At 35.4% G+C, this 25,059-nt stretch carries 20 protein-coding genes; 4 read left to right on the forward strand and 16 right to left on the reverse strand.

All coding sequences use genetic code 11. The annotated features are described in order from the left end of the window. The first annotated feature begins 64 nt into the window (after nt 1-64). The 4 genes from K350_RS0101495 (at nt 65) to K350_RS0101510 (ending at nt 4,600) form a co-directional block, all read left to right on the forward strand. Nucleotides 65-1,429 carry an MBL fold metallo-hydrolase RNA specificity domain-containing protein gene (locus K350_RS0101495; protein WP_037573538.1) on the forward strand — a complete coding sequence of 455 codons (1,365 nt, stop codon included), beginning with the start codon at nt 65-67 and terminating at the stop codon, nt 1,427-1,429. Nucleotides 1,430-1,553: 124 nt separating this feature from the next. Beyond that, nucleotides 1,554-2,795, forward strand: coding sequence for a peptidase U32 family protein (locus K350_RS0101500; RefSeq protein WP_028978406.1), 1,242 nt, complete (start codon nt 1,554-1,556; stop codon nt 2,793-2,795). Beyond that, complete coding sequence (locus tag K350_RS0101505) at nt 2,788-3,015, forward strand: ferredoxin (protein WP_028978407.1); 228 nt, start codon at nt 2,788-2,790, stop codon at nt 3,013-3,015. The genes K350_RS0101500 and K350_RS0101505 overlap by 8 nt, the downstream gene beginning before the upstream one ends. Before the next feature lie 322 nt (nt 3,016-3,337). Further along, nucleotides 3,338-4,600, forward strand: a complete 1,263-nt coding sequence (locus K350_RS0101510) for a hypothetical protein (protein WP_156026817.1) — start codon at nt 3,338-3,340, stop codon at nt 4,598-4,600. A gap of 75 nt (nt 4,601-4,675) precedes the next feature. On the opposite strand, the gene K350_RS0101515 is transcribed toward K350_RS0101510, so the two are convergent. The 16 genes from K350_RS0101515 to K350_RS32195 form a co-directional block, all read right to left on the reverse strand. After that, the gene (locus tag K350_RS0101515) at nt 4,676-5,095 is read right to left on the reverse strand and encodes a c-type cytochrome (protein ID WP_028978409.1); all 420 of its coding nucleotides are present in this window, start codon (nt 5,093-5,095) and stop codon (nt 4,676-4,678) included. A gap of 105 nt (nt 5,096-5,200) precedes the next feature. Then, nucleotides 5,201-6,205 (reverse strand): glycoside hydrolase family 5 protein, encoded by a 1,005-nt coding sequence (locus K350_RS0101520; protein WP_037573541.1) that lies wholly within the window; start codon nt 6,203-6,205, stop codon nt 5,201-5,203. Nucleotides 6,206-6,432: 227 nt separating this feature from the next. Beyond that, nucleotides 6,433-6,813 carry a hypothetical protein gene (locus K350_RS0101525; RefSeq protein ID WP_028978411.1) on the reverse strand — a complete coding sequence of 127 codons (381 nt, stop codon included), beginning with the start codon at nt 6,811-6,813 and terminating at the stop codon, nt 6,433-6,435. 17 nt (nt 6,814-6,830) lie between these two features. After that, nucleotides 6,831-8,771, reverse strand: a complete 1,941-nt coding sequence (locus tag K350_RS30660) for a PAS domain S-box protein (RefSeq protein WP_051312756.1) — start codon at nt 8,769-8,771, stop codon at nt 6,831-6,833. 477 nt (nt 8,772-9,248) lie between these two features. Further along, nucleotides 9,249-9,647, reverse strand: coding sequence for a glycine zipper 2TM domain-containing protein (locus K350_RS30665; RefSeq protein ID WP_051312757.1), 399 nt, complete (start codon nt 9,645-9,647; stop codon nt 9,249-9,251). Nucleotides 9,648-9,723: 76 nt separating this feature from the next. Then, a complete protein-coding gene (locus K350_RS0101540; RefSeq protein ID WP_081670846.1) occupies nt 9,724-11,145 on the reverse strand; it encodes an ATP-binding protein in 1,422 nt (473 codons plus the stop codon). A gap of 110 nt (nt 11,146-11,255) precedes the next feature. Next, nucleotides 11,256-14,021, reverse strand: coding sequence for a contractile injection system tape measure protein (locus K350_RS30670; RefSeq protein WP_028978413.1), 2,766 nt, complete (start codon nt 14,019-14,021; stop codon nt 11,256-11,258). Nucleotides 14,022-14,027: 6 nt separating this feature from the next. Continuing rightward, nucleotides 14,028-16,886: a hypothetical protein gene (locus K350_RS0101550; protein WP_028978414.1), complete on the reverse strand. Its 2,859-nt coding sequence runs from the start codon at nt 16,884-16,886 to the stop codon at nt 14,028-14,030. A gap of 6 nt (nt 16,887-16,892) precedes the next feature. Continuing rightward, nucleotides 16,893-17,114, reverse strand: coding sequence for a hypothetical protein (locus K350_RS0101555; protein ID WP_037573544.1), 222 nt, complete (start codon nt 17,112-17,114; stop codon nt 16,893-16,895). Nucleotides 17,115-17,126: 12 nt separating this feature from the next. Next, the gene (locus K350_RS0101560) at nt 17,127-17,861 is read right to left on the reverse strand and encodes a hypothetical protein (RefSeq protein ID WP_028978416.1); all 735 of its coding nucleotides are present in this window, start codon (nt 17,859-17,861) and stop codon (nt 17,127-17,129) included. 32 nt (nt 17,862-17,893) lie between these two features. Next, nucleotides 17,894-21,643, reverse strand: a complete 3,750-nt coding sequence (locus K350_RS0101565) for a baseplate J/gp47 family protein (RefSeq protein WP_028978417.1) — start codon at nt 21,641-21,643, stop codon at nt 17,894-17,896. 17 nt (nt 21,644-21,660) lie between these two features. Beyond that, nucleotides 21,661-22,095, reverse strand: a complete 435-nt coding sequence (locus K350_RS0101570; protein WP_028978418.1) for a GPW/gp25 family protein — start codon at nt 22,093-22,095, stop codon at nt 21,661-21,663. 2 nt (nt 22,096-22,097) lie between these two features. Further along, nucleotides 22,098-22,397 carry a PAAR domain-containing protein gene (locus K350_RS0101575; protein WP_028978419.1) on the reverse strand — a complete coding sequence of 100 codons (300 nt, stop codon included), beginning with the start codon at nt 22,395-22,397 and terminating at the stop codon, nt 22,098-22,100. Between the two features lie 22 nt (nt 22,398-22,419). Further along, the gene (vgrG, locus tag K350_RS0101580; protein ID WP_028978420.1) at nt 22,420-24,207 is read right to left on the reverse strand and encodes a type VI secretion system tip protein VgrG; all 1,788 of its coding nucleotides are present in this window, start codon (nt 24,205-24,207) and stop codon (nt 22,420-22,422) included. Then, nucleotides 24,204-24,890, reverse strand: a complete 687-nt coding sequence (locus K350_RS26975; protein ID WP_051312758.1) for a CIS tube protein — start codon at nt 24,888-24,890, stop codon at nt 24,204-24,206. The genes vgrG and K350_RS26975 overlap by 4 nt, the downstream gene beginning before the upstream one ends. Nucleotide 24,891: 1 nt before the next feature. Beyond that, nucleotides 24,892-25,056, reverse strand: coding sequence for a DUF5908 family protein (locus tag K350_RS32195; RefSeq protein WP_156026819.1), 165 nt, complete (start codon nt 25,054-25,056; stop codon nt 24,892-24,894). Between the last annotated feature and the right edge of the window lie 3 nt (nt 25,057-25,059).

Here is a 25,059-nt window from a genome sequence, read left to right on the forward strand (position 1 = left end):
AAATACCAGGAGATTAGTAATCATATTACCTTTACAAACGATCTATTGTTTGAATAAAGAATCTATGAAGGCAAAAATTCATTTTTTAGGAGGAACAGGCACTGTTTCAGGGTCAAAATTTTTATTAGAAACCTCAAAACATCAGCTCCTTATTGATTGTGGTTTATTTCAGGGGAGTAAATCTTTGAGACTGCTGAACAGAGCTCCTCTCCCTTTGGATTACAATAAACTTTCGGCTGTTCTGATAACGCATGCTCACTTGGATCACACAGGTTACTTACCTGTACTTATAAAAAACGGTTATAAGGGACCGGTATTTATGACGACACCAACTGTAGCACTTACTGAAGTAATTCTCAGAGATAGTGCCAAAATCCAGATGGAAGAAGCAGATGCAGCTAATCAGGGGAATTATTCCAAACACAAACCTGCCTTGCCCCTCTATACTTTAGACGAGGTTGAACAAACATTGAATTTTATTCTGGACTGTGGTGAAAATGAATGGATCTCACTTGCAAAAGATATTAAATTCAGGTTTAGAAAAAATGGTCATATTCTTGGTTCTTCCTTTCTCGAAATAGATATTTCGGATAAAAAATTAATCTTTTCCGGAGATGTAGGACGGACAGAATCACTTTATCTTCCTTCCCCTTCTATACCTGAGCAAGCTGATATACTAATACTGGAATCAACCTATGGCAACAGATTACATTCTAAAGTGTCACCAAAGAGTCAGCTAAAAGACCTTATAAACAAAACAATTCAGCGAGAGGGAAATATCTACATTCCTTGTTTTGCAGTAGGCAGAGCGCTTGAAATAATGCTGCTCATTGATGTTTTGAAAAAAGAAAATAAGATACCACATATTCCAGTTGTTTTTGACTCTCCAATGGGTGCGGAAGCAATTGTGGCTACTTCTAAATTTCCAGATTGGCACAAACTAAACAATACCGATCTGATAGATTTAAACAAGGAAACGTATTTTGTTAGAAATATAGAAGAAACCTTTAGCATCATTGATCGAAAAAAATCCAAGATTGTAATTGCGGGAAGTGGAATGATTACTGGCGGAAGAATTTTACATTATCTGAAAGCCGGAATAGAAGACAGTAATAATCTTGTAATACTTCCTGGTTATCAAGCGGAAGGAACCAGAGGAAGAGCATTGCATGACGGGGAACCCGGAATTAAAATCATGGGGAAATTTTATCAAGTAAATGCCGAAATAGCTCGTCTCGAGAATATATCAGGCCATGCGGATCAGAAGGAACTCCTCAATTGGATTGCCGGTTTCAGATACAAACCTAAAAAAGTCATTCTTATCCACGGGGAAAAAGCTGCCGGACAGGTTTTAGCTGAAAAAATAAATGAAAAATTCGGAATTACTGTTGACTTGCCGGATTTAAATGATATTGTTGAAATTAACTAAAACCACCTAATCAACTGAATATCAAAAATTATCCTTTACATTCATTCAAAAACTTCGATATAAAAGCAAAAATTCAGGCATTTTAACGTAATTTTGTAACTTCTTTTAGACGGAATACACTACAATGAAAGATAAGATAGAAGTAATGGCACCTGCAGGCTCCTTTGAAGCCTTTATGGCAGCTATTCAGGGAGGAGCAGACTCCATTTATTTTGGAGTAGATCAATTGAACATGAGAGCTCGTGCAGCTAATAACTTCCTTTTGGAAGACCTTCCGGAAATCGGTCGCATTGCCAGAGAGCACAATGTTAAAACCTACGTAACTCTTAATACGATCCTTTACGATCATGATATGAGCATCATGAAACGTATTATCGATTCCATAAAAGAAAACGGACTTACAGCTATTATAGCTGCTGATCATGCAGCCATTCAATATGCTTTTACCAAAGGTGTGGAAGTACATCTTTCAACTCAGGTAAATGTCACCAACCTTGAAACTGTCAAGTTTTATGCAATGTTCTCTGATGTCATAGTACTTTCAAGAGAATTAAGCTTGAAGCAAATTAAAGACATTACAGATGGTATCAAACGTGAAAATGTAAGAGGACCAAAAGGGGAACTTGTTCGTATAGAGATCTTTGCTCATGGCGCTCTCTGCATGGCTGTCTCTGGTAAATGCTATCTGAGTTTACATACTGCCAACTCTTCTGCTAACCGCGGTGCTTGTCAGCAAAACTGCAGACGTACTTACAAAGTAATAGATCTGGAAGATGGTCATGAGCTTGAAATTGATAATGAGTACATCATGTCTCCTAAAGATTTATGTACAATCAATTTCCTGGATGAAGTAATAGCCAGTGGTGTCACAGTACTAAAACTGGAAGGTAGAGGCCGTGCACCTGAATATGTAAAAACTGTCACCAAATGCTACAGGGAAGCAGTCGATGCTTATCTTGATGATACATTTACAGATGAAAAACTTCAGGATTGGATGAACAGGCTTGAAACCGTTTATAACAGAGGCTTCTGGAGCGGTTATTATCTTGGCCAGAAACTTGGCGAATGGACAAACAAACACGGGTCTTCTGCTACTACACGTAAAATATTCCTTGGTAAAGGAGTACGTTATTTCCCAAAAGTTAAAGTTGCCGAATTTATCCTGGAAACACATAAACTCAAGATTGGTGACGAAATTCTGATTATCGGACCTACGACAGGCGTGGTTGAAACTACAATAACTGAGATAAGGGTTGACGACAAACAGGTAGATGAAGTAGGAAAAGGTATTTCATTTTCAATACCTCTTGAGGAAACAATCCGTAGCAGCGATAAAATCTATAAAGTAGTTCCGGCCAATGATTAAGATCATTCAGCAGAGAGAGAAATGCATAGGCTGCAATTATTGTGTTGAAGTTGCCCCAGACCGTTGGGCTATGTCTAAGAAAGATGGTAAGAGTGTTTTGATCGGATCAAAAGATAAAAAAGGATTTCATGCGGTAGATGTCTCAGAAGTAGAACAAGATGCTAATAAAAAGGCGGCAGAACTCTGTCCGGTAAAGATTATCCAGGTAATTCAGAAATAATAGAATCATAGTATTTGCAAAATAAAAAAGCCCCCAACCGGGGCTTTTTTTTATGAACATGAATTTAAACCTGATCTGGATTTTTTCACAAGCACTCTTCAACTTATTTGAAATGATTAATAAGCTAGATTATCTATCTAAATATTCCTGACAAGAGTAAGTTTTTGGTTTATAAATAAATCCTTTGAATTTTGAAGCAACAAAATAATTCAAGCAAGTTAAATGATAAGGTTCCTTAGTGGTACATTTATAAATCAGTTAGCATTTCATGAAATTAAGGGACAAAAAATCCAAAATTACTATTGTCATAATTGGCATAATTATGACAGTTATTACTTCTAATTTAAATTGGGGAAAGGACCATTGGAAAGCAATAATCGAATCTGATGCAAAAGGATATTATGCTTATTTACCCGCGGTATTTATATACAAAGATCTCAACTTTGATTTTTTTCAATTTATTGAAAAGGAAAAATATTATAACGAAAATCTATTCTATGATTATAGAACAAACACTTCCAACGGAAAAGTAATTAATAAATATTATTGCGGAACAGCTCTTGTTCAATTGCCATTCTTCATCATAGCCCACTTTTCAAGTTACTTAGGCCACTATGAAATGGATGGATATTCAAAATTGTACCCCGTCTTAATAAGTATTGCAGCAATATTTTATCTATTAATGGGTTTGTTCTACCTTGATTCAATATTGGATTTATATAAAGTATCAGAACCTCAAAAAATTTTAGTTCTACTTTCAGCTGTTTTTGGGACTAACTTATTTTATTATACAGTTGGAGAACCTGGCATGTCACATATCTATTCTTTTGCCTTCATAGCCATGTTTATCTTTTATGTAAAACTATTCTTTCTTTCTTTCAAGAATAAATACATAATAATAATTAGCATTCTTTTAGGCATCATTTTGTTAATTAGACCAATTAATGGGTTGATAGTTTTCATAATACCTTTTCTTGCATCAAATATCAGTGCTATAAAGGAAGGATTTAATAAAGCAATGAGTGAAAAATGGCAACTAGTATTAAGCTTTTGCATACTAACGACAATACTTTCAATTCAATTAATATACTACAAATTGGCTACTGGTGATTTCCTTGTGTATTCATATGCTGAAGAAGGCTTCAATTTTCTTAAACCTCATATTTCAGAAATTCTCTTTAGTTATAAAAAAGGGTTATTTATTTATACTCCAATGTTCTTGCTTTCTTTAACAGGAACATACTACTTGTGGAAATCTTCCAAATTCGAATTTTATTCAATAATTACATTTCTATTCTTAATTGTATACATCTTTTCTTCCTGGTGGATGTGGTATTATGGAGGAAGTTTTTCATCAAGAGTGTTTGTAGAATATATTGCTTTATTTATGATCTTATTAGCGATAGCGCTTAATAGAATGCAATCCAGACTTCTTCGTATAGGTTATATTTCTTCAATTGTTTTTTTTATTTTTCTCTGCCAATTAAACACTTATCAATACAGATATAATATTATTCATTGGTCAGAAATGACAAAAGAAAAGTACTGGAATAGCTATTTACAAATTGGCCGATTAATAAAATAAAAAATTATAAGATGATGCCCTCAATGCCTGATAAACCAAGAAGATTCACTACCTGAAAACTACTGAGTCCGGCATTTATTTTGCTGCTCTTATAGCCTTCACTTTTGAAACAGGAACAGCATTAGCCTTATTACCAAAATTACTCCTTACATAGGTAAGCACATCTGCAATCTGTTGATCATTTAACACAGATCCAAACGCTGGCATTGGATTAGAATAATACTCTCCATTAATTTCAATTTCTTCCTCCAGGCCATTTAACAGGATTTTAACTAACTTATCCTGCGGACCGAGCACATAAGTTGTTTTCTTTAATGGAGGATTTAATCCAGGAACCCCACTCCCATCTGTTTGGTGGCATGAAAGGCAATATTCTTCATATACCTTTTTACCCCTCAAAGCTGATTGCTGAGTTTCATTTTGACTAACACGATCTGGTAATGTTGCACTAACAATTATTAATGCCGAAGACAATATCAGTAAAGTTAATTTCATATTTCTAAATTTGATTTTCACTAAAAAAACAATAAAGCGTAGCCAAATATAAATATAAGGACTGCGCTTTAGATTATCTGATTAAATCGGGAAAGATATATAAAGTTACTTTTTCTTTGATGGAACGATTGGTGTGTTTTTCAATATCATCTCATCTCTTACTAATTGACCAGAAGGGGTGAGATCCGAATCCTCCCATCCTCCTGCGCTGAAGCCTCCTGGCTTTAAAGCGGAAGCAGTCTCATCTTTGTCAGCAATGGACCAGTTGCACCAACTGATTTTGTATTTATCCATAAAGTCAAACCACAGCCTTGTCTCTTCTGGATCATAACTTCCATTACCGCTGGCATGGCAGGTACCAAACTCAGTCACAAATAATGCAATGCCTTTGTCCATTGCTTTTTTTGCCTCATCTCTCAGCCATTGCTTGTGAGATCCAGCATAGAAGTGAAGAGTATATGCAGAATTGGTATCTTTAACAGGATCTACGGCAGCTTCACTAACCATTTGCGACCACTGTCTTGTACCGATTATTATAATATTATCCGGATCATATTGGCGAATGCTCTCAATTACCGTTTCAGCATATGGCTTAATGTCTTTTGACCAGCTTACATAATTTAATGGTTCATTGTATATTTCATACAATACATTAGGATACTTACCATATTTCTTAGCCATATCTGCAAAAAATTTCTTTGCCATATCAGGATTGGTATGAGCTTCATGGCTATGATAATCAATGATAACATATATACCACTTCTTATTGCGGCATCTACTATTGTCATTACCTTTTCTCTTTCAGAAGCCCTGCTGTCTGCATATCCTCCCATATCGACACCCATCGCTGCCCTGATCACTGTGCATTTCCACTTATCCTTAAGGTATTTTACAACATAGGGATTATAATACTGGCTCATCCACTGGCTCCAGAAGAGAGACATTCCACGCAATTGAACTGTATCTCCATGTTCTCCTACTATGTAATTGCCTTTTATAGAAAGCTGACCATATTTTTCTACAATATTACTTTGAGCAAAAAGGCTTGTATTACTAAGGAATAGAACTAATACACAAGCAATTAAAGCAAAATTTCTTTTTAAGCGCATTTAATTTCTAATTAATAAAGTTTACTTTATCTAAGTTATAAAAATCAGATTTTATAAATAATCAAAACCTTTTCATTTTTCAAAAGGGATTACATTTTGTAACGGAATAAGACAATTAATATTCCTCCAAATACATGCTTTAAACTCTAATTGTTTTAAACTGAATTAAATAAAAAAGCACAAATGTTTTCTATCCATTTGTGCTTTCCATTATTATTAATTGTTAACTAAGCTTTCATCCACTGAGATGCTTTATTCATATCGTCAAAGTATTGTGATACAAAACCAGCGCCTTCTACTTTACTCATAATTTCTTCAACGCTCATCTGGTTAAAGATATCGTCAGAAATGATAACCCCCATTTTTTTAATTCCGGTAGATAATGCTTTTGGAAACCACTCTTCATTTGACCATTTCTGATCATCAGGATCTATCGCTCCTAGGTTTCTAACATCACCAATCCAATTTTTAGCTTTGGTTGACTTCAACAACTCTAATCCCTGATTTAAGCCTTCTCTGAACTCAGAAGAAATGGGAGCCGTAATCCATTCAAGCACAACAGCATCAATTTCTTTATTATAGTTAATTTTTAATACATCATTTTTCATAGCAAAAATTGTGGTGGTTATGTTTTATTTTTTCCGGATAGTTTACTCTCTAATGTTGCAATCTTAGCTTTATAGTCATTTTCTGTTTGTTTAACTTTGTCCATAAAGTTTTGCATCATTTTTTTCTGAGCTTCTATTTGACTATCTGCTCTTTGCTTTTCAAGCTGTCTGACCTCTTCTATTTCTTTTGCCTTTTTAGAAAGCTCCTCCTGAATGGTATGCAGTTCTTCCATATTTTGCCTTAGCTCCTCTTCCTGAGACTTCATTTGTTCTGCCTGTTGGATCAATTCATCTTCCTGTCTTTTAGAATCTGAAATATCTATGGTTATACCATACACCTTTTGAATTCTTCCATCATGATCCACTACAGGATTATAATATTCCTGAAGCCAGAAATTTTTATTTTCAAGCTTCATTTTTCTTATTTTCACAAAGGATCTGCCTTGTTTTAGATTTTGCCACATTACAGTAGCTTCTGCCTTCTCCTCATCTGTCTGACAAAAACTCATATAATTCTGACCCACTAGATTATTTCCGGGCATGCCTAAAACCTTTTCAATCTGATCATTGATCTTGAGCATGTTTCCTTCAATATCATACTCAGCAACAATAGCAAGGCTGTCAATAGCTGTAAGCAAACTTTTAGACTCAGCTTCTTTTAGTGAAAGCTCTTCCTGAATAGTTTGCATTTCCTCCATATTTTGCCTTAACTCTTCTTCCTGCGCCCTCATCTCATCGGCCTTTTCAGCTAGCAGCAGTTCTTGCTTTTTGGTTTCGGTTATATCTATAGCAATTCCCATAATCCTGACAAGGTCGCCATTTCTATCCCTGATTGGATTATAATATTCCTGTAACCAGATGTCTCCTTTCCCAGTCGTCATCTTCCTGAATCTCGTTATTGTTTTACCTCTCCTCAGATCTTCCCACATAGACTTAGCTTCAAGTTTCTCCTCATCGGTCTGACAAAAGGCTAAGTAATTCGTTCCAATCAATGCATCTCCTTGAAGTCCGGCAATAGACTTCATTTTTTCATTTATCTTAAGAACATCCCCCTGAAGATTGTATTCAACAACAATAGCTATGGAATCAAGGGCAGTAAGTAAGCTTCTGGATTCGGCATCATGCCTGGCTAGTTCTTCCTGGGTAGCATGCATTTCTTCCATATTCTGCCTCAGTTCTTCTTCCTGAGACTTCATCTCCTCAGAAGCTATCTGTGATGCATGAAGAAGCTTTTGAGTTCTTTCGCTGATTTTTACACTTGAAATAGAAGAAGCAATGCTTTCTCCCAGTTTCTCAAGAAACTCTTTATGATGAGGCTTAAATTCCTTGAAAGAAGCAATCTCAAGCATTCCATAAACAACATCATTTACCTTAATGGGAACAATAATGATAGCCCTCGGTAATGCTTCCCCTAATCCCGAAGTGATACTTAGATAGTTTTCAGGTATTTGTGTTAAATAGGTGGTTTCTTTTTCTAAAAATGACTGTCCCAGAAGACCTTCTCCAATATCAACCCTTTTCTGAGCAAACTTTTTCCTGTCATAGGCATAACAGGCCATTAATTCCAGAAACTTATCTTTCTCATCTTCATCATTTAAGATAAAGAAGCTGCCCTGATTTGCATTTAGATAGGTAACCAGATTAGAAATGATGTTTTCACTTAATATTTTAATATTTTCATTCTTTGTCCTTAAAATATCGGCAAACTTAGCAAGTCCTTCTGTTACCCAATTTCTATCGCCTTCACGCAATGCAATAACCTGCATTTGCTCTCTCATACTTAATAAAGCATGAATAAGGCTTTTTTCATCTTGCCCGTCTCCATTATATTCAGCATTCAGATCCCCTTTTTCAATAGTTTTTATAAAATCTGTAGCACTGACAATATCTCTATTAAGTTTTTCAATTTGTTCCTGAAGACTTTTTAGGTAATTCCCCTTTACAATTTTGTAGGACATAAACAAAAATTAAGTAATTAATCTTCATCCTATTACGTAAAGGCCATTTTGGGTTTCCTGATATGTAATAAAAAAGTTATTTTTTCAGCAAAATCTAATACGACTATATTTTCTCTAAAAGTCAAGAATCTGTTATATAGCAAATTAAAGGCAGATCCAGATTGAGTAATAATGTAATAGGTATCTTTAACAAAAAAATTAAAAAATCTTCCTCAAGCATTTTGGGGTTATCCAATCACTTGAGGAGATTTCAATATTTTGGAGCAAAAAGCTCATAGGACGGAGCTTTTTGCTGACATTTGTGAGCTAAAAGCTCACATGACGAAGCTTTTTTGCAACACGTGTAGAATATTCTATCCTCAATGCTTCAAGCAAGTCTTTGACAATGAATGATGATTCCATCGCCTCTTTTCCTCTGATAACAGCTTCAAAATATTAGTCAATATGCTTCAGGAAATTCACATTTATCTAAACTAATTAATCAGCAACATCAACAGAATAACCCTTTTCTCTCAGACAAGAAGCGTACAATTCATTAAATTCTTTTTTATCTTTTTTGGATTTTTTATGCCCGCGATAAGCTCCTGCTGCCCCGCCTGCAGCAGCTCCGACACCTCCATGGCCCAAAATACCACCCACAACTCCTCCAGCTGCAGCCCCTGCACCAGTGTTTTTCAATGTCTTATGTTTGGAATGATCAAACTGAGACTCAGCGTCTGCATAGCAATTGTCTTTATCTTTGCTAATCTGAGATTCAGTTTTATTTTTGGATGAGGTAATTTTTACTTTGTCAGTATTTTTATCCTGGGTAAATCCTGCAAAGGCAGTAAAGAATAAGATAACAATCAGGATAAATCCTTTTTTAAAATTATCCATAAATCCTCCTTCTCTTTTAACTTAAAACAATGAAGGAATTACAACAATTCGATTCCTTAAAAGAAATCAAATCCATTTATAAGGTCTTATTCTCTTTTGAATATTCTATTCTCAATGCTTCAAGTAAGTCCTTGGCAATGATCATTCCATCCCCCCTCTTTTCTGCTCTGATACAGCACAACTTTAAAATATTGGCAATATTGGCACCAGTGACATCAAACCGTTCAGCAATTTTTTCCATTAATATATCAGGATTATAAGAATAACCGGCTGACAAACTTTTGTACCAGAGGTTCAATCTTTCGTCTTTGGTAGGACGCGGAAAATAAACCTTAGCCTGGAACCTTCTTGTCATTGCGGGATCAAGGTTTTGATCAAAGTTTGTTGCCAGTATCGTGAGCCCTGTAAATTGTTCCATACGCTGAAGCAGATAGGACATTTCCTGATTGGCATATTTGTCATGGGCATCTTTTACCACACCTCGTTTGCCAAATAATGAATCAGCTTCATCAAAAAACAATATCCAATCTTTTTTCTCAGCCTTGTCAAACAGGCGACTTAAGTTCTTTTCCGTTTCACCTATATATTTTGAAACAACCATCGACAAATCAATCTGAAAAACTTGTCTGTTAGTCAATTTGCCAATTAAAGAGGCTGCCATGGTTTTTCCAGTGCCGGGAGGTCCATAAAACAAAGCAGGAAATCCATCCTTTACTTTACCTTCAGGTCCTTGTCTTTCAAAAATCTTGTCTTTGAAATTTACCCAATCAACAATTAACTCCAGTCGCTCTCTTGTAAAATGGGAAACCACAAGGTCATCCCATTCATATCTTGACTTTATAAGTTTTGCAGGAAAATTACTATTGAAAGTAGGTAAAGTCTCTCTGTTTCTTGTAAGGTGGGCAACGAATTCAGGAATAAGTTTAAGTTCCAGATTAATAACCCTATCGCTATCAGGACCTATTTCTTTAAATATTATAATCTGTTCTTCTATCAGAATATTCTCTTCTATAAACCGAGTATAGAGCTGTCCAGTAAGCGATGAATTACTTCCAGCAATCAGATATATCAGGGTTTTTAGGGTTGGGAGAAACTGACAGCAAAAATTCTCTGCGATACCTCCAAACTCGTCATACCTCAACCTGAACCCTCTTTCTCTTTCAACCAATTCGGAGAATACCTCCGGATGATATGCAGGTGCCAATGTCATTATGAGTAATATCCTGCCATACGTATCAAGCTCGTATTTCTCAATAAACTTTGCATATGGAGTTTCTTTATGAACTATGACCGGAGGATTCAGATCCATTGGTAATGAGTTCATCTCTTCATCATCAAAGAAACTGATTCGTTTCTTTATGAGAAACTTCAGCCACTCAAGTTCTCTTTTTAATACTTCACCATTTTTTCCTATCAGGTCATAATCAATTTTCACTTTGACCTTTTCAGCAAAATCATTCACGGGGGAACTCAGAACCTTGTTGAAATCTTTTTCCATTTTTAAGCTAAATTCTGCTTTTCTTCAGGTTGTTAAAGCACGTTTTAACCTTACTCTTCTTAATTATTAAATTTAAGCTAAAAATTCTCTAAATAAAATATTGAGTTCTATTACTTCCACTCTACATAGATGATATTATTCATCCATGGCATTTTAATCATTGCAATAGACCAAGGCAGTTTTTCTACCAGAATATCATAGGCCTTTTCTTCCACTTTCAATTTCCATCCCTTGGATTCAAGCACAAGCCGCCCTTGACGGATCAGGAAAGAAGACCTGAAGTTGTCGTTAGTGGTTTTCTTTAATATAGTCCAGTTTTGAATCACACCTTCCAGTAAACCTTCGCAGGTTTCTATTTCTTCAGGAGTAATTTCTATATCACGCAACAAAGGAGTAGTAAGGGCTATTCCGCAAATCAGTTTATTCAAAACTAGTTCATGCTCTTCTGCACTTGTGTTTTTATTCACCAGGTATTGCAATATGTGAGCAGCTTTATGAGAGGAATATTCATCTTTAAATGCCCTGCCTTCAGTCAGGTTGAGCATTTTAAAAAATCTTGTCAAATAAGGATGAACTAACACAAGTCCTGCATTGCTGATGTATACAGGCTCCCCACTTTCCATTTTTTTATATTCCAGTTTAAGTTCTTTCTGCACCATACCGTCACCACCTTCAACCTTTGTTATAGCTTTGTGGTCTGTATTAACAATGACCTTATTCTCGCCTCTTACTTCTTTTATTAGCTCCTCCAAAGCTCTGTCATGACCTTTGATCAAGCTCTCAACACGTTCCAGCTTCTCACCTTTCAATGTCTTCAATACAGACTTTTGCTCTTTTACAGACAATGACTTAAAATAGGAAACAGCAACAGACGAATACTTTTCAAAAAATAGAGGAATTAGTGTCTCAAGCTTTACCTCACTGTTAGTGATATTGCCATTCTTTTTCTTTTTGCCTTTTACACCATCACCTCCTGCGGTTTTGCCTTTCCTGGTTGATTTAGGGGACGATTTTTTAAGTATAATATTTAAATGATAGACTGCACTTTCAGGAGAATTAATCTCTGAAAGTCTTGTAGCAAAGTAGCTATCGTCATCCTCATCCAGATTCTTTCTATCCTGTTCTATATTATCAGGGGTGGTATCCTTTCTATTACTTTCCTCAGTGGTTGAATTCAGCAGCTTTTCTTCTTCATTAGATTTCGGATACTTACCTTTTCCTGATTGAGTTTCCAGTCTATTGAGAAAAGGCCTCAATTCAGCTTCCTGTCTGGCCAGTTTGAAAATACTTTTAACCACCTCTACTGTAAAGATTTCCATCAATAAAGGTATTTTAATATCCTTATCCGAACTCTCTACAACTGCACGTTTAAAAATTGCGGCAAACCATTCCGGATTGTACTCTGCTGTTTTCAATAGAATGGTCTGAAAGACCTTAAAATCCTTTGTAAAAGGCTTACTGTAAAGCACCGGGATATGGCCTATCTCAAAGAATCTTTGAATCAGATTTTTTTCCTGCTCAATTACACTTTGTTCAAATTCTGACTCGGTTTTCTTTAGAATATTTAAAATGATCTGCTTCCGGATTTCTTCAGAAAACAGATCCAGATATTTTATTGTAGCCGGTTCTTCCAATGTCCAGCCTGCGACTGCAAAGCTCTTCTTTAAAAAATCAGGATTAGAAAAACTAAAGGTTTTTATAATCCTTTCCACTCTAGTTATAATTTCACTCAAAGAGCTTTTTTCAACTGCAAATATCTCATTTCTTAAAGATAAAAACTTTGTTAAAATAAGTTCTTCTTCCTTTTGTTGAAGCTCTTTATTTCTCCTGTCAAATGAATCATTCGTTGTTCCTGACTCCGGATCTCTGTTATTTTGCTTTTTACTTTCTTCGCTCGTTTTATTCTCTTTAATACCCTTCTCACCGAAAAGCTTTTCTAATTCTTTAGATTCGGATATTTTCTTCTTCAATGTTGTATCTGAAAAATTATCCCTTAATAAAATAGCTTTTACACTTTCTGTAATTTCAGGAGCAACATGCTTTAATGAATTATTGATGGCATCATCAATAGAATTATAAAAAGCCAGTACTACATTATAATATTCTGTCTTGGTTTCTTCAGAAACAAAGTTCATGAGATTCTCTGTAAACTGAATAGTCTCAAAATTTGTCTTTCGCTCAATGATTACTTCATTTAAAATGAAAGGCCAAACGAGATCTCTGAATTCCGAAAAGGTATTTCTAATGATTGGTTTTCGTTTGTATAAAGTGACAATTTCTTTATAAAATTGTTTAAGGAAAACGGGCTCCCCAATCCACAGTGTAATAATTTTCCATAAAACTTCATCATCAAACTGACGAATAAGCCTCGTCCTCAAAACTTCATCAGAAGTAACTTTTTCAATATATTTCTTGATTGTTGGAGGATTATTCTCAATCAGTTCTATTAATAACTTCTTTACAGAATATGAAGTGTATTCCTGATGGATATTCCATGGCAGAAAACCATTTTGAAGAAAAAAATCAAAAATCTGAAGGTCCGAAAGCTCTTTAGATAAAAAAGTTACACTTTCCTGAGTATTGCCGGTAAAATGTCCGGATAATAATAAAGCAATCTTATCTGAAAGCTGAGATTTTATTTTAGCATAAATCTCATTCTCATAATTATCAAAAGAAATTTCTCCTAAATCCAGCGTTAATTTATCTGCACTTAGAAGAAATCCTTCAGTAGCTTTGCTTAAAACTTCGTCGGTAAGTGCTACTATTGTTTCTTTTATAAAATCCGCAAGCTGAGTCTGAAACTTATAAGCATTTTCTTCAGAATCATAGTTAACATCAAAAACATACTTCTGCACAAAGTGCTTACTCTCAGCCATTACGCTTTACTCATTTTGATAAGTCATCAGCAATTCGCTCAACTGATTGCTGTATTCATCAAGCAGATCCTTATCCGGATTCTGTTGACGAAGTTCCTCCATCCAAAGATAATAAACAGTTTCAAACTCCTGCATTTGTGATGGATGAAGCCAGAAACAATTGAAAGAAATATTTGCAGGCTTGTTTTCATGAATGGTGTCTTCGATGATAGCCCTGAATTCCTTATTGCCGAATCTTGCAGTCCAATTAGGCAAAATTATACTCGCTCTGTAGCTGAAGAAGTCCTCAGGAATAATTCTGTCAGTATGTATATTTTTTATATATAAGCCAATCTTTCTTTCAAATGGAGTGATTTCTTCCTGATCTGAAATAAACCTGAACAACCTTTCCATTTTCTCGTGAGTAGCCTCAACAGAAATATCGGCTTCCATACTTACAAAATGGTATTTGTCGTCCGGAGTTTTAAAATGAACTTCAAAATCCTTATCAACAGTGGTCTCTACAGAATAGTTGGCAAATTCATACAGGTGGCTCTTAATATCTTTCAGGATATTATCCCTCTCTTTAAATGAATATTGTTCAGCACTTCTTAACACGGGTTTCCTATTCTCATCATAAATCAATACCCCATGATTCTGATCTTTCAAATCAGGTCTTAACAGTATGTGTTCAATTATATGAAGACCTTCACTTTGAATATTGAGCTTTTTCACGTGAGAAATAAGCTCCATAACAGCAGCTATAGCATCTTTTTCCTCTACAAAGTTTCCAATGTTCTGCCACTTTTTATTTGCCCCTCTAAAAGCTATATAGAAGCTTTCGTCCTCTTCATTAGCGAATTGTCCAAGCCTGTAATTATTCAGAATAATACCTTCCTTCAGAAACTCAGATGGAATCAATTTACTTTTGACAGGTAAAGTCTGAGATAAAAGTGATCTCCTTTTATTGTCAGAAAAATCCGTAATTACAACTTCATCCGTATCAATAAAATCAAAATACTCTTCTATATATTCCTCATTTAGGCCGTTAGGAAACACGCCTTCTTTATACCAGGATTCCTTTTCACTATCCTCTGCATCATCATTTAATAATTTAGCTCCAAAGCTGCTATAGTGATCTACCAGAGAGTGTGCTTTATATTCGGATACCTGATCAGAATGGCTTCCACCAAGTCCCAGCAGAATGGAAATTTTAGCTTCCATCCCTGTTATGTTATCTGTGTCAACACTTGACTCCAGATAGTTGAAACCTCTTGCCCTGTTCTTATTAATAGTTGATAGTGATTTCAAAAGCCTGGTCTTATTCTGAATAAGATGTCTTTCAAACTCACTTTCATTGAAATAATAATTAAACTGAGAAAGTGAATATTGTGTATATGATTCACCGTGAATAGCTAACAGATAATCAAGAAATCTATTCCTTCTGTCAGTATAGTTGTCTTTAACTTTTACAAGCTCTGGTAAACCAAGATAATAATTTAATGAAGTAGAAAAATGAAGATCTGTTTCATCAATAAATTCATGTTTCCTTTCTTTGAGCAATGGCTTTACATCCGGAACCGAATCTAGTGTTTGATAAAAATAGGTCTGCATTAAATCTTCTTTTAATGAGAACAACTTTTTAACATTTGCCAGCTGTGACAGATAATTGGCAAGTATTTGTTCATATATTAACAGAAATCCTTTTAGCTGTTTTGCCTGAGCTTTTCTTTTAATATCTGCCGAACTAGGCAATCCATACTGACCAATACCATAGACAAGAGGAAACTGATTCTGAATGGAGAAATAAGGCTCCACATCCAGTTTTTTTCCTAAAGGAATTGAGATTGTTTCTTCACTTAATCTATAGACCCTTTTATTAGCGGATTGAAGTTCGTTCAGCTTCCTTTTAACTATGTTAAAATCTATAGTTGTATAATTGACTGCACCTCTGAAAAACTGGATACTGGAGTTTCCCTGAGCATCAGTCAGCATAGTCAGGAGTTTTGGAAGCTCGTCTTCACTTATCTCTATCTGGTTTTCAAAAATCTTTTCTCCAACTTTAAGATGAAGATTCTTCACGCTCACCACTCCTGGTACCTGCATGATGAATTTTATCACCTCAGATATAAGTATTTTATTTGACTTAGGCTGTAGCTCAGAAGTTTTAATAAAACCATGTTTCAATAAAGGTCCATTAAATATTTCATTTAATGTAAATCCTTCCTGCAACAATTCACTCAAGGAATAAAACCTTATCTCAGGACTTAAATATTCATCTACTTTAAAGTAAATATATGCAAGTATGCTTTCAAGGTCCCTGATTCCATCCACTTCAATATCTGCATAAATACCTACATCAATCTGATCAAGAATTTTTATCTGCTCAAGGTCCTCGCAAATGTTTCTATTGTCACAGAAAACCTTTCTTGTCTTCTCTGAAACAGCCAGCCTGTCCTCTTCGGATTTAATGGCAGGATCAATATCTATAAGGATTTTATAAAGTCCGCGAAATGAACTGCCATCATCAAGGATAGGCAGTACCCAGACATTTTTGAGTTCAAATACTTTATCAAAAATAAGCTTCCTATAATCATTCAATGTTAATGCATTACAAGGAAGAATTGAATGTGCTTTTAAAAAAGTATCGTCTTCAGGATCGTTGTATAAATGATCCTGTATATCAAACTGAGTACGATAAGAAAGGTCTGTTATCGCATAGCATAGAAGTTCGAGAATAGTAACACCGGGATCATGCTCGTTATAATCTGTCCAGAAAGCTCCCGTAAGTTTTTGAATTATATTAACACCTTCTGCTCTAAGCAAACCATAATCCAGACCTGGATTGGTTTCCTTTTCAGAAGAAATAAAAGCAGGTTTTTCCATAACCGGTTATTTTAGCAATTGGTCAATATCGAATGAAGCGTCGGAAATGAGCGATTCAGAATTCCCTTTTTTTAAGGATAATTGAGAGTTTGCCTGCTCGTTGAGCTTACCTATGAGTTCATAGACTTCAACAAAAGGAAGATTTCCCAATGCCTTGAATATTTTATTGGCTTCATCAATCGATACTGAAAAATTGATATTTCCTGAATTTTCATTCTCTAATTTCATGATGCTTATAAATTATTTTCCGACACTATTATCCATAAACTGGTCAAACCAAAGTTTGGAAATAAAATATTGAATATAAAACTCCCCATCGTAGGTATTACGAGTTCTCATTTCCAGGCTAAAATTGTAAGTTGTACCAGTCCACCGTAACTCTATTCTGTTACTTCTTACTCCATAATAAGCCTGACGGATATCTATCTTGTTCTTTGACTTTCCGAAAGCACTTAATGCAAAAGCATGGATAAGAGCATACCTTCCTGTTTTCTTTTTCCCAATACCAGCAACTATTTCGAGTGCATGACAGCCGTTCAATTCAGTAAGTACAGGATGCCATTTTCCGTCAGCAAGTATCTTTCCTTTATAAGCATTTCCCTGCCTTCCTGCCATGGCTATAGCACCATTAACATCCAGTTCAAATTCAGGCGCAGGATTATTAATGCCAACTTTGCCAGTATTCGCCAATGTCAATACACTATCTCCTACATGGTTATTGAAATTAATATTGCCATTACCCTGATCTATTTCAAGTCCCCAGGCCGGACTCTTTTCCTCAATACTCTTATAAAAACTGATCAATTTCTTTGATCCGCCGATAGGAGAAAGCATTAAGCCGTCTTCCAACGTCTTAGACATCCCATCGTCAACTTTATTTATCATTGAATCAATAAGGTCAAAGAAGTTGCCTTCCGAAGGCAATTGACCTTTCTTGAAAAAGGTTTTTAAAGAATTTCGATTTTGTAAAGACATAAAATGATGTATTCCTTAATAATTTAATGTGTTTATTCTATAATGAAATCATGACCCAGCTCAAGAGAATCAATACCAGCCTGAAGAGATCTTTCTTCATATTTATCATTCAATACAGTGATCTGATGCTCCAATGCGGGTACAAGCACTGACCATGGTTTTGTAGCTTGTAAAAATGACTTGGCCTCTCCATCCCTTGCAGTGTCAATCAGTATCCAATTACCTGCGAAATCACGGGCTGCCTGAACCATTGAAAACTTCGTAATAAAGTCTACATAAGGCAATGTTCTCATAAAGCTTAGGATATCAGAGGTGTTTATTTTTCCCCCTAAATGTAATCTTGAATATCCCTCCTCATTGCTTTTACTAAGGTATTTCTTCAACTCCTCATTCAGCTTCTGAAGGAAAAATCCATAATTGTACCCATCAGTAAATTTAACTCCGCAAATAATTTTTATCCTTTCATAATTAGGGTTTCTGATTTCTAATTTAACAAACGGACTAACGAATTGCGTTATGTAATTTTTAATCTGGTATAACAACTCACTACTTGCCATTGGCTCGTTACCATCCAGATTATTATTGTTTTTAAATGGAGAAATTACTAACAATACACTTCCTGGTGCATCAAGATTACTGCTTGTCATATTTGGCAAACACGCCACTTTATATACAGATGGGAATTTCTCTAGGATAATTCTCTCATAATCCCAAGCCATGATTGCTCTGGATTTATGTCTCAAGCGTTCTCCTACTCTTGTATAAAACTCTTTATTACCTTCTTTAGGCAGACCATTATAAGACTCTAATGGCTGAATGATAGACTCCACGCCTTCAATATTTTCAACAGATCTTTTTACTGTGAAAGCCGGTAATGGCTTTTTAAGGTGGTTGCCATCAAGGTTATAAGAATCGGAAAGTGTAGCAGATATAGCCTGTGTATATACACTTATGGTTTTTGATGCTACTTCAATATTATTAAGAGCACTTGCCCTTACCCAAAATAAATTGGAATCCAGAATAGTGTTATTCCTGTTTATTTCATAAGGTAAATCAATCTGAATAATACCGGTTTTGATAAAGCTACTTGTATCATCTCTCAGTATTTTAGAAGGCTTCAACAAATGCCACTTGTTATTTGCAAGATAGCTCCATTCTATTACCGGAGGATCTTCTTCCGAAGAAATTGTAAATTCATCAAACATCTCAAACAGCATGGATACTGATTGAGGAGGATTGATATTTGAAAATCCGATCAACAAAGAACCATCATGATTGTACTCTGGCAATAGGTAAGTAACCTGAGACGAATTATCAGGATATACCAATTCTTCGCCAAAAGGATGAATATGGTAAATCGCACCTCTTAATTCATTTCCATCCGATCTGTTAGATCTGTCTTTTAGTGATATAACAGAAGCAGAGCTATAGTCTAGTGATAAAGATTTAATCTGAGGAGAATATGGAGGATTAGGCATCTTATCCATTTTCTTCTCAACCAGCTGTACAAGACTAGATCTTGAATTTTTAATTGCTGTTTCAGAAAGCACAGCAGGATAAATTGTATGAGCAAAAGCAGCTTCCGGAGATGACAGTTCGATTTTCAAAAATCCCCTCTGAGAAGTGCTGGTGTAAAGAGAATTCAATTCTATCCCAGCAAAATCAGGAGATTGTTTGATTCTGTTTATTTCTACAGAATGAATCAATGTTTGTTCATCCAGTTCTGATTTTGCATTAATAATTTCCCCTCTAGGATCGCCTTCTGACCTGAATAGTTTAAATGACTGTTGTTCCTTTACTGATGGTCTCCACCTTCCGTTTTCAAGTATTGAAATTTTAGCTTCAAAAGAAGTATTATCAATATTTATCCCATAATCTTCATAGTGCCCGAAAAATCCGCTTTTATTTCTGGGAAGATCAAACCATTCAATATTGATATTTAAAGAATCTAGGCTCTTCCTGAAAATCTCATTATTCCCAACAACAAGGTAAGAACCAACATTCGGCATTGGTCCAAATGGATAAAAAGGACTGTCAGGGCTTAGCTGTCCCATATTGTTATATAGAACAAGATCTTTTACACCCGTTACATTTACTTTGATATCCACCTCTTCAAGTATCAGGTCTTTAAGAAGTGAATAAGGATAAATATAAGTGTCGCTATTTAAGCCTATCTTAATCAGCGGAGCTTTAGAAGAATATATTCCTTTGTGAACCCCTGAATTATATTTTACAATAGCAGGATCAGACTCATCCAAATCAAACCTTATTACTAAGGAAGAAGAATCTACCTCCCTTGATATCACATATTTTCTTACTCTGAACCAACCTTCAGGTGCCGTTATATCCAACTGAAATGCTTCTAAAAAACTTTTAATGAAGATTTCACTTTCCGTACTTCTTTCTACATGAGCAATGTCCTCAAGCTTCTGAATCAATCCCTGAAACTTTTCAGGAAGGAACTGAAGCTTTAATGAAATTTCTCTATAACCTTCTTTCAAAAACAATACTGGAGAGGCAATGACAAAACCAACAGTTGCATTTCCCATCGTTTTCTCCAGCTCTCCTTTTCCATCCTGGCTTTCACCAAAAGTAGCAAATGATTTGCGAGGGAAATTATCTTCTGCTTTTCTAGTTAATGTTTTTATATCAGAGTCTGCAGAGAGGATATTTTTGAATAATATTTTTTCTACACCTCTTACATTCAAAGATTTTTTCTCAATAAAGATTGAACGAAGACGTTCTATTTTAGCTTTGTTTACCAGCAAAGGATAATCTGCAGTATATAGAACCTCCTTCCCATTATCATCTTCTTTACCAATAAATACAGTACCTTTCTTTACATGAGCGACAACAGATGTATCATATGTTTTAAACGAAAGGTAGACTTTATCTTTTATAGCATTCTTAGGTGATTGCTGAAGGCCTACATTATAATAAAAGTCAAGATGTCTTTTTGAAATATTATTAATTTCACCTTGAGCGTGCTGAAATAGTTTTAAGAATGCAAGAAATAAAGAAACCTCCGGATAATGAGTATCTGTCCTGAGAGATTCCTGAAGATAATCCGGCGCCTTGATCTTCAGATATAACAAAGTTTCATAAAACGACTGAAAGCTCAGTTGCAGTTGTTCTGAAATTACTAAGCTCTCTTGTTTAAATGAACTAATGTCCTTTTTCTGGCCATCATCCTGTAATGAATCTTTAATTCCCCATAAATCATCGAACCTATGGTAATTAAAAACCATGGTTTCATCTTCACTTAAAAATCCATTAAGATTACGTTGTTGTTCTACAAGAATTTTTAAAGACAAGTTTAACTTACTTGAAATAGCACTTGAAATTTCATTTCTGATTTTCAATTCCTCACCAGAAAAAGCCTCTACAGCTTTAAGCCTGCCTAACCAGATTTGGAATCGAAGTGCGAGATCAAAAACCTCTTTAAAGCATTTTTTAAAGTAGAAAATTTTTTTCTCAGGTCTCTTAAAAAGGATTGCTTTATTAAGATTATTCTTAAAGTTTATTTCTATTCCGGATGGATTAGAATCAATAATAGTAGCCAGAATTACTGTTTCGTCCGTCAGAAACTCAGACCAATCTCCTTCTACCTTATTTTTTAAATTATAAAAATTGATAAGCCTAGAGAAACCTGAAGAAAATACCAACAGATCTTCAAACGACCGCTCATCAATCTTAACATAATTAAAATCCAACGCAGGAAACGCCCTGCTTTCCTGTGATGTACCGGCACTTGTAAGTCTTATAAATTTATTACCTTCCATGCTTTGGTTTGGTCAGATCAAAAAGTATTCACTGCCCTGAAACGGGCTTCATTTCCTTCAAGAATATAATATGGATATACCATGTTACTTCTCTTATTTGTCTTTCTTATGGTATACTGTACATCAATCAACAATAAACCATCATTTGTTTTATCCTGACTGATATCAATTTCATTTAGTATAATTCTCGGCTCAAAGTAAAGAATGGCGTTTTCAATCATTCCTTTCATTTCAGTAATCAGAGAACTATCAATGGATTCGAAAATCATCTTATTCAAATCACATCCATATTCTGGCAACATTGTTCTTTCACCTGGTTTGGTGGAAAGTAGAATAAAAAGACTTTCTCTGATATCCTCTTCTTCTGAAACCAACATTACACTTCCAGAGGTTTTATCAAAAGTAGGTGGAAACTTCCATCCGACACCTAAAAATGTTTTTTTATGCTTCATATTTAACCTCCAATAATTACAGTAGGACAACCTAAAACTATAGATCCGCCATGTGCTGTTGAATCACCCATTCTTGCTGCTGGCATACCGCCAATTAAAACTGTAGCAGACCCTTTAACAATGCTATCAGGGGGCCCCACACATGTGCACATGTCACCCACTCTGGCAGCTGGCATTCCCCCAATTAATACAGTCATACACCCAGGTGGCATTACAGGACCTCCTACATGTGGTATAGGTGGAGTACCTGGCGTCATCATAGGGCAAGTATGCATATCTCCCGCTCTCGCTGCAAAAGGCATCTGATTGTTTTATATTTTAAAATCAATTAATCATAACTACACCACCTTTTATAACAGTCTGGCCAGATCCTTTAACTTCAGCCATAGCTGCTTCAGCGGCAAATTTTGTACTTCCTTTTAATTCAACAGCCATTCCTTCTCCTTTAAGATTTCCAGTAGCCTTAGCCTGAATATCTTGCTGTGCTTCGATGATAACTTTCCCTTGAGCCTTAATTGTAAAATCTTTCACACAATCAAAGGTAATTCCAGCATCATTCATCTCCATTTTATTATTGTTCTTGTCAATGGCTGTTATTGCTCCTTTATCATCATCCAATACTATACTATTGTTACCTGGAGTAATAATTGTAATGATTTTCTTTTCTTCATCGAAAGTCAATTTCATTTTGCTTCTGGTAACAAATGATTTCGTGTTATTTTTTTCTTCAGAAGTGAAGGCAGGAACATTTTTAGCACTATAAACAGAGCCTAAAATAATAGGCTGTTCCGGATCCTCATTTAAGAAACCAATAACAACTTCATCATTAATTTCAGGAATAAAAAATGTTCCAGATCCATTCGTTGCATAAAAAGTAGAAAGTCTGGCCCAAATTCCCATGTTATCCTGTTTCAATGTTGGATAACTTATTTGTATTCTGTGCTGACCTGCCGGATCAGCATCTATTTTTTTAACTATTGCAGTTTGCAGCCCTTTGATCCCAGCCGTTATTCCGCTGACAGAAGGGGCTACAATATCATTATTACTTTCAGAGTAAGATTTGAATGAAATTCCAAAGCTAGCCTGTGTAATCCACTCACCTTCTTCAAGAACATGGTTTACAGCACTTACATATACATCACCGTTGAAATGATTACTAAGGCCTTTCAATGTTAAAACAACATCCGGTTTAACCAAGGCACTTCCAATAAATTTAGCATGACCTTGCAACATGGATAGTTTCGATCTTGTCAACTTACCTGTTGCCCAGGCCTGCAGTACGTTGTTGGGTAAATTTGCAGGTGTCTGAAGCTGATATTGAGTAATTCCATGTACACTACTTAATTTATCGGGGGTAATACCCACAGCTGGTACTGTTACACTACCAGAATTTGCCTCCAAAACCTTTTGAGAAGCCACATCCCAGGCGACACTTGTGACTTTTGGAAATTGATTTCTCGCATCTATTTCAATGTCTATTTCCATTAAAGTCTGCCCGTTTACCACCTCAACAACCGGAGCGGACGAAACATCAGGTTTGCCAACTTTAATCTTGGCTCCTTCTGTAACAACAATATGTCCATTGAAGTCTGCTCTCATCAACATATAGTCCCAATCAGAGCAAAAATATTGTACAAGTTCCGGATGTGTTGCTTCTGTTGAAGTCACAGTTGCCTGAAGACCGCTTTTACCTATTAAATCTGAAATAACCTGACTATCTGTTTTGTCAAGATATATAGCATTATTTCTGGCAAGAGCCATTTTATAAGCCTCCTCTTTACAATCAATAATTAACTTACGACTGTCCTGAGATAGACTCAATCCCTGTTTTACAATAATACCTTCAAAAATTATTTCATTTTTGGCATGATAGCCTGCCTTTATTGTTATTTTTTTACCCGGATCAAATATCCCTGAATTAGAAGAGGGAAAATCTTCAGCTAAGCCGGTAAACCCTCCATCAACAATAGTTACAGTTGCTGTTCCAATTCTATTTACGGCCCTTGAAACATTAATTGAAACAATCTGATGTTCACCAGGAATAAGAGCACCATCAGTGAGAATGTCGTAGGTTACTAAACTGGTATCATTTGCGATCAGGGATGTACTCATACTATTGGAGGAAAAATAATCTCTGTACCAGGTTCCAGATTACGAAAATCTACCAGGTTGTTAAACTTAGCTACTTTTAAGTAGAGAGAACAATCATTATAAATTTCATTACACATTAAAGGTAATGTATCTCCAAATTTCACTGTTCTTAAATGTGTTAAATCAGGAGACTGAAGATCATGCTCCTTTGCTTGTTTGGAAGCTTCTTTTGAGCTTTCAAATGAAGCTTCTAATGTACTTCTTAAAGGGTCACCATTTGACTTGAACATATTGTGGGTAACTGTAAGATTTCGCAATCTTCCCTGGAATGTATTTACCCCCCAAATTATCTTTACAAATGGTATATCGTGTGTTGAGCCAATAAAATCATATGTTGCTTTTTTAAAGGCTTTAATTTCTTCCATTATATCAACGGTTTTACTCCCGTTAGTTCCGGCTTGTCCTGTTACTCCTGTTGCATCAAGAGTAAGAGTAATATTCAATTTTTTAGAAGGAGCTTTTTTCAGCTTCTGCGGACTATCAGTAGAACCTGGAGGCGCATCTTCTACAAACTCGACAGCATATTCCTGTTTGAAAGTAGTTGGATTAAACTGCACCTTAAATCTGGCATGCTCATCTTCAAAGGTCGACTTTTTATAGCCGATTATTTCCATCTTAGTCAATCCACTTTGATTTGCAGCCATACTATCTGTCTATCTTTGATTGTAATTTTTGCATAACTTTCTCCACACATTCCTTCACTATTTTGTTTTTAACAGAAGAAGGCATATCCAACTGCACAGCTTTCTTCTCCCCATTTGAAGAAGAAACTGTCATTTTAATAATTAATTCTTTAATTTCTATTGCCATAAT

This window comes from Sporocytophaga myxococcoides DSM 11118, assembly GCF_000426725.1.
In the GTDB taxonomy this organism is placed as follows: Bacteria; Bacteroidota; Bacteroidia; order Cytophagales; family Cytophagaceae; genus Sporocytophaga; species Sporocytophaga myxococcoides.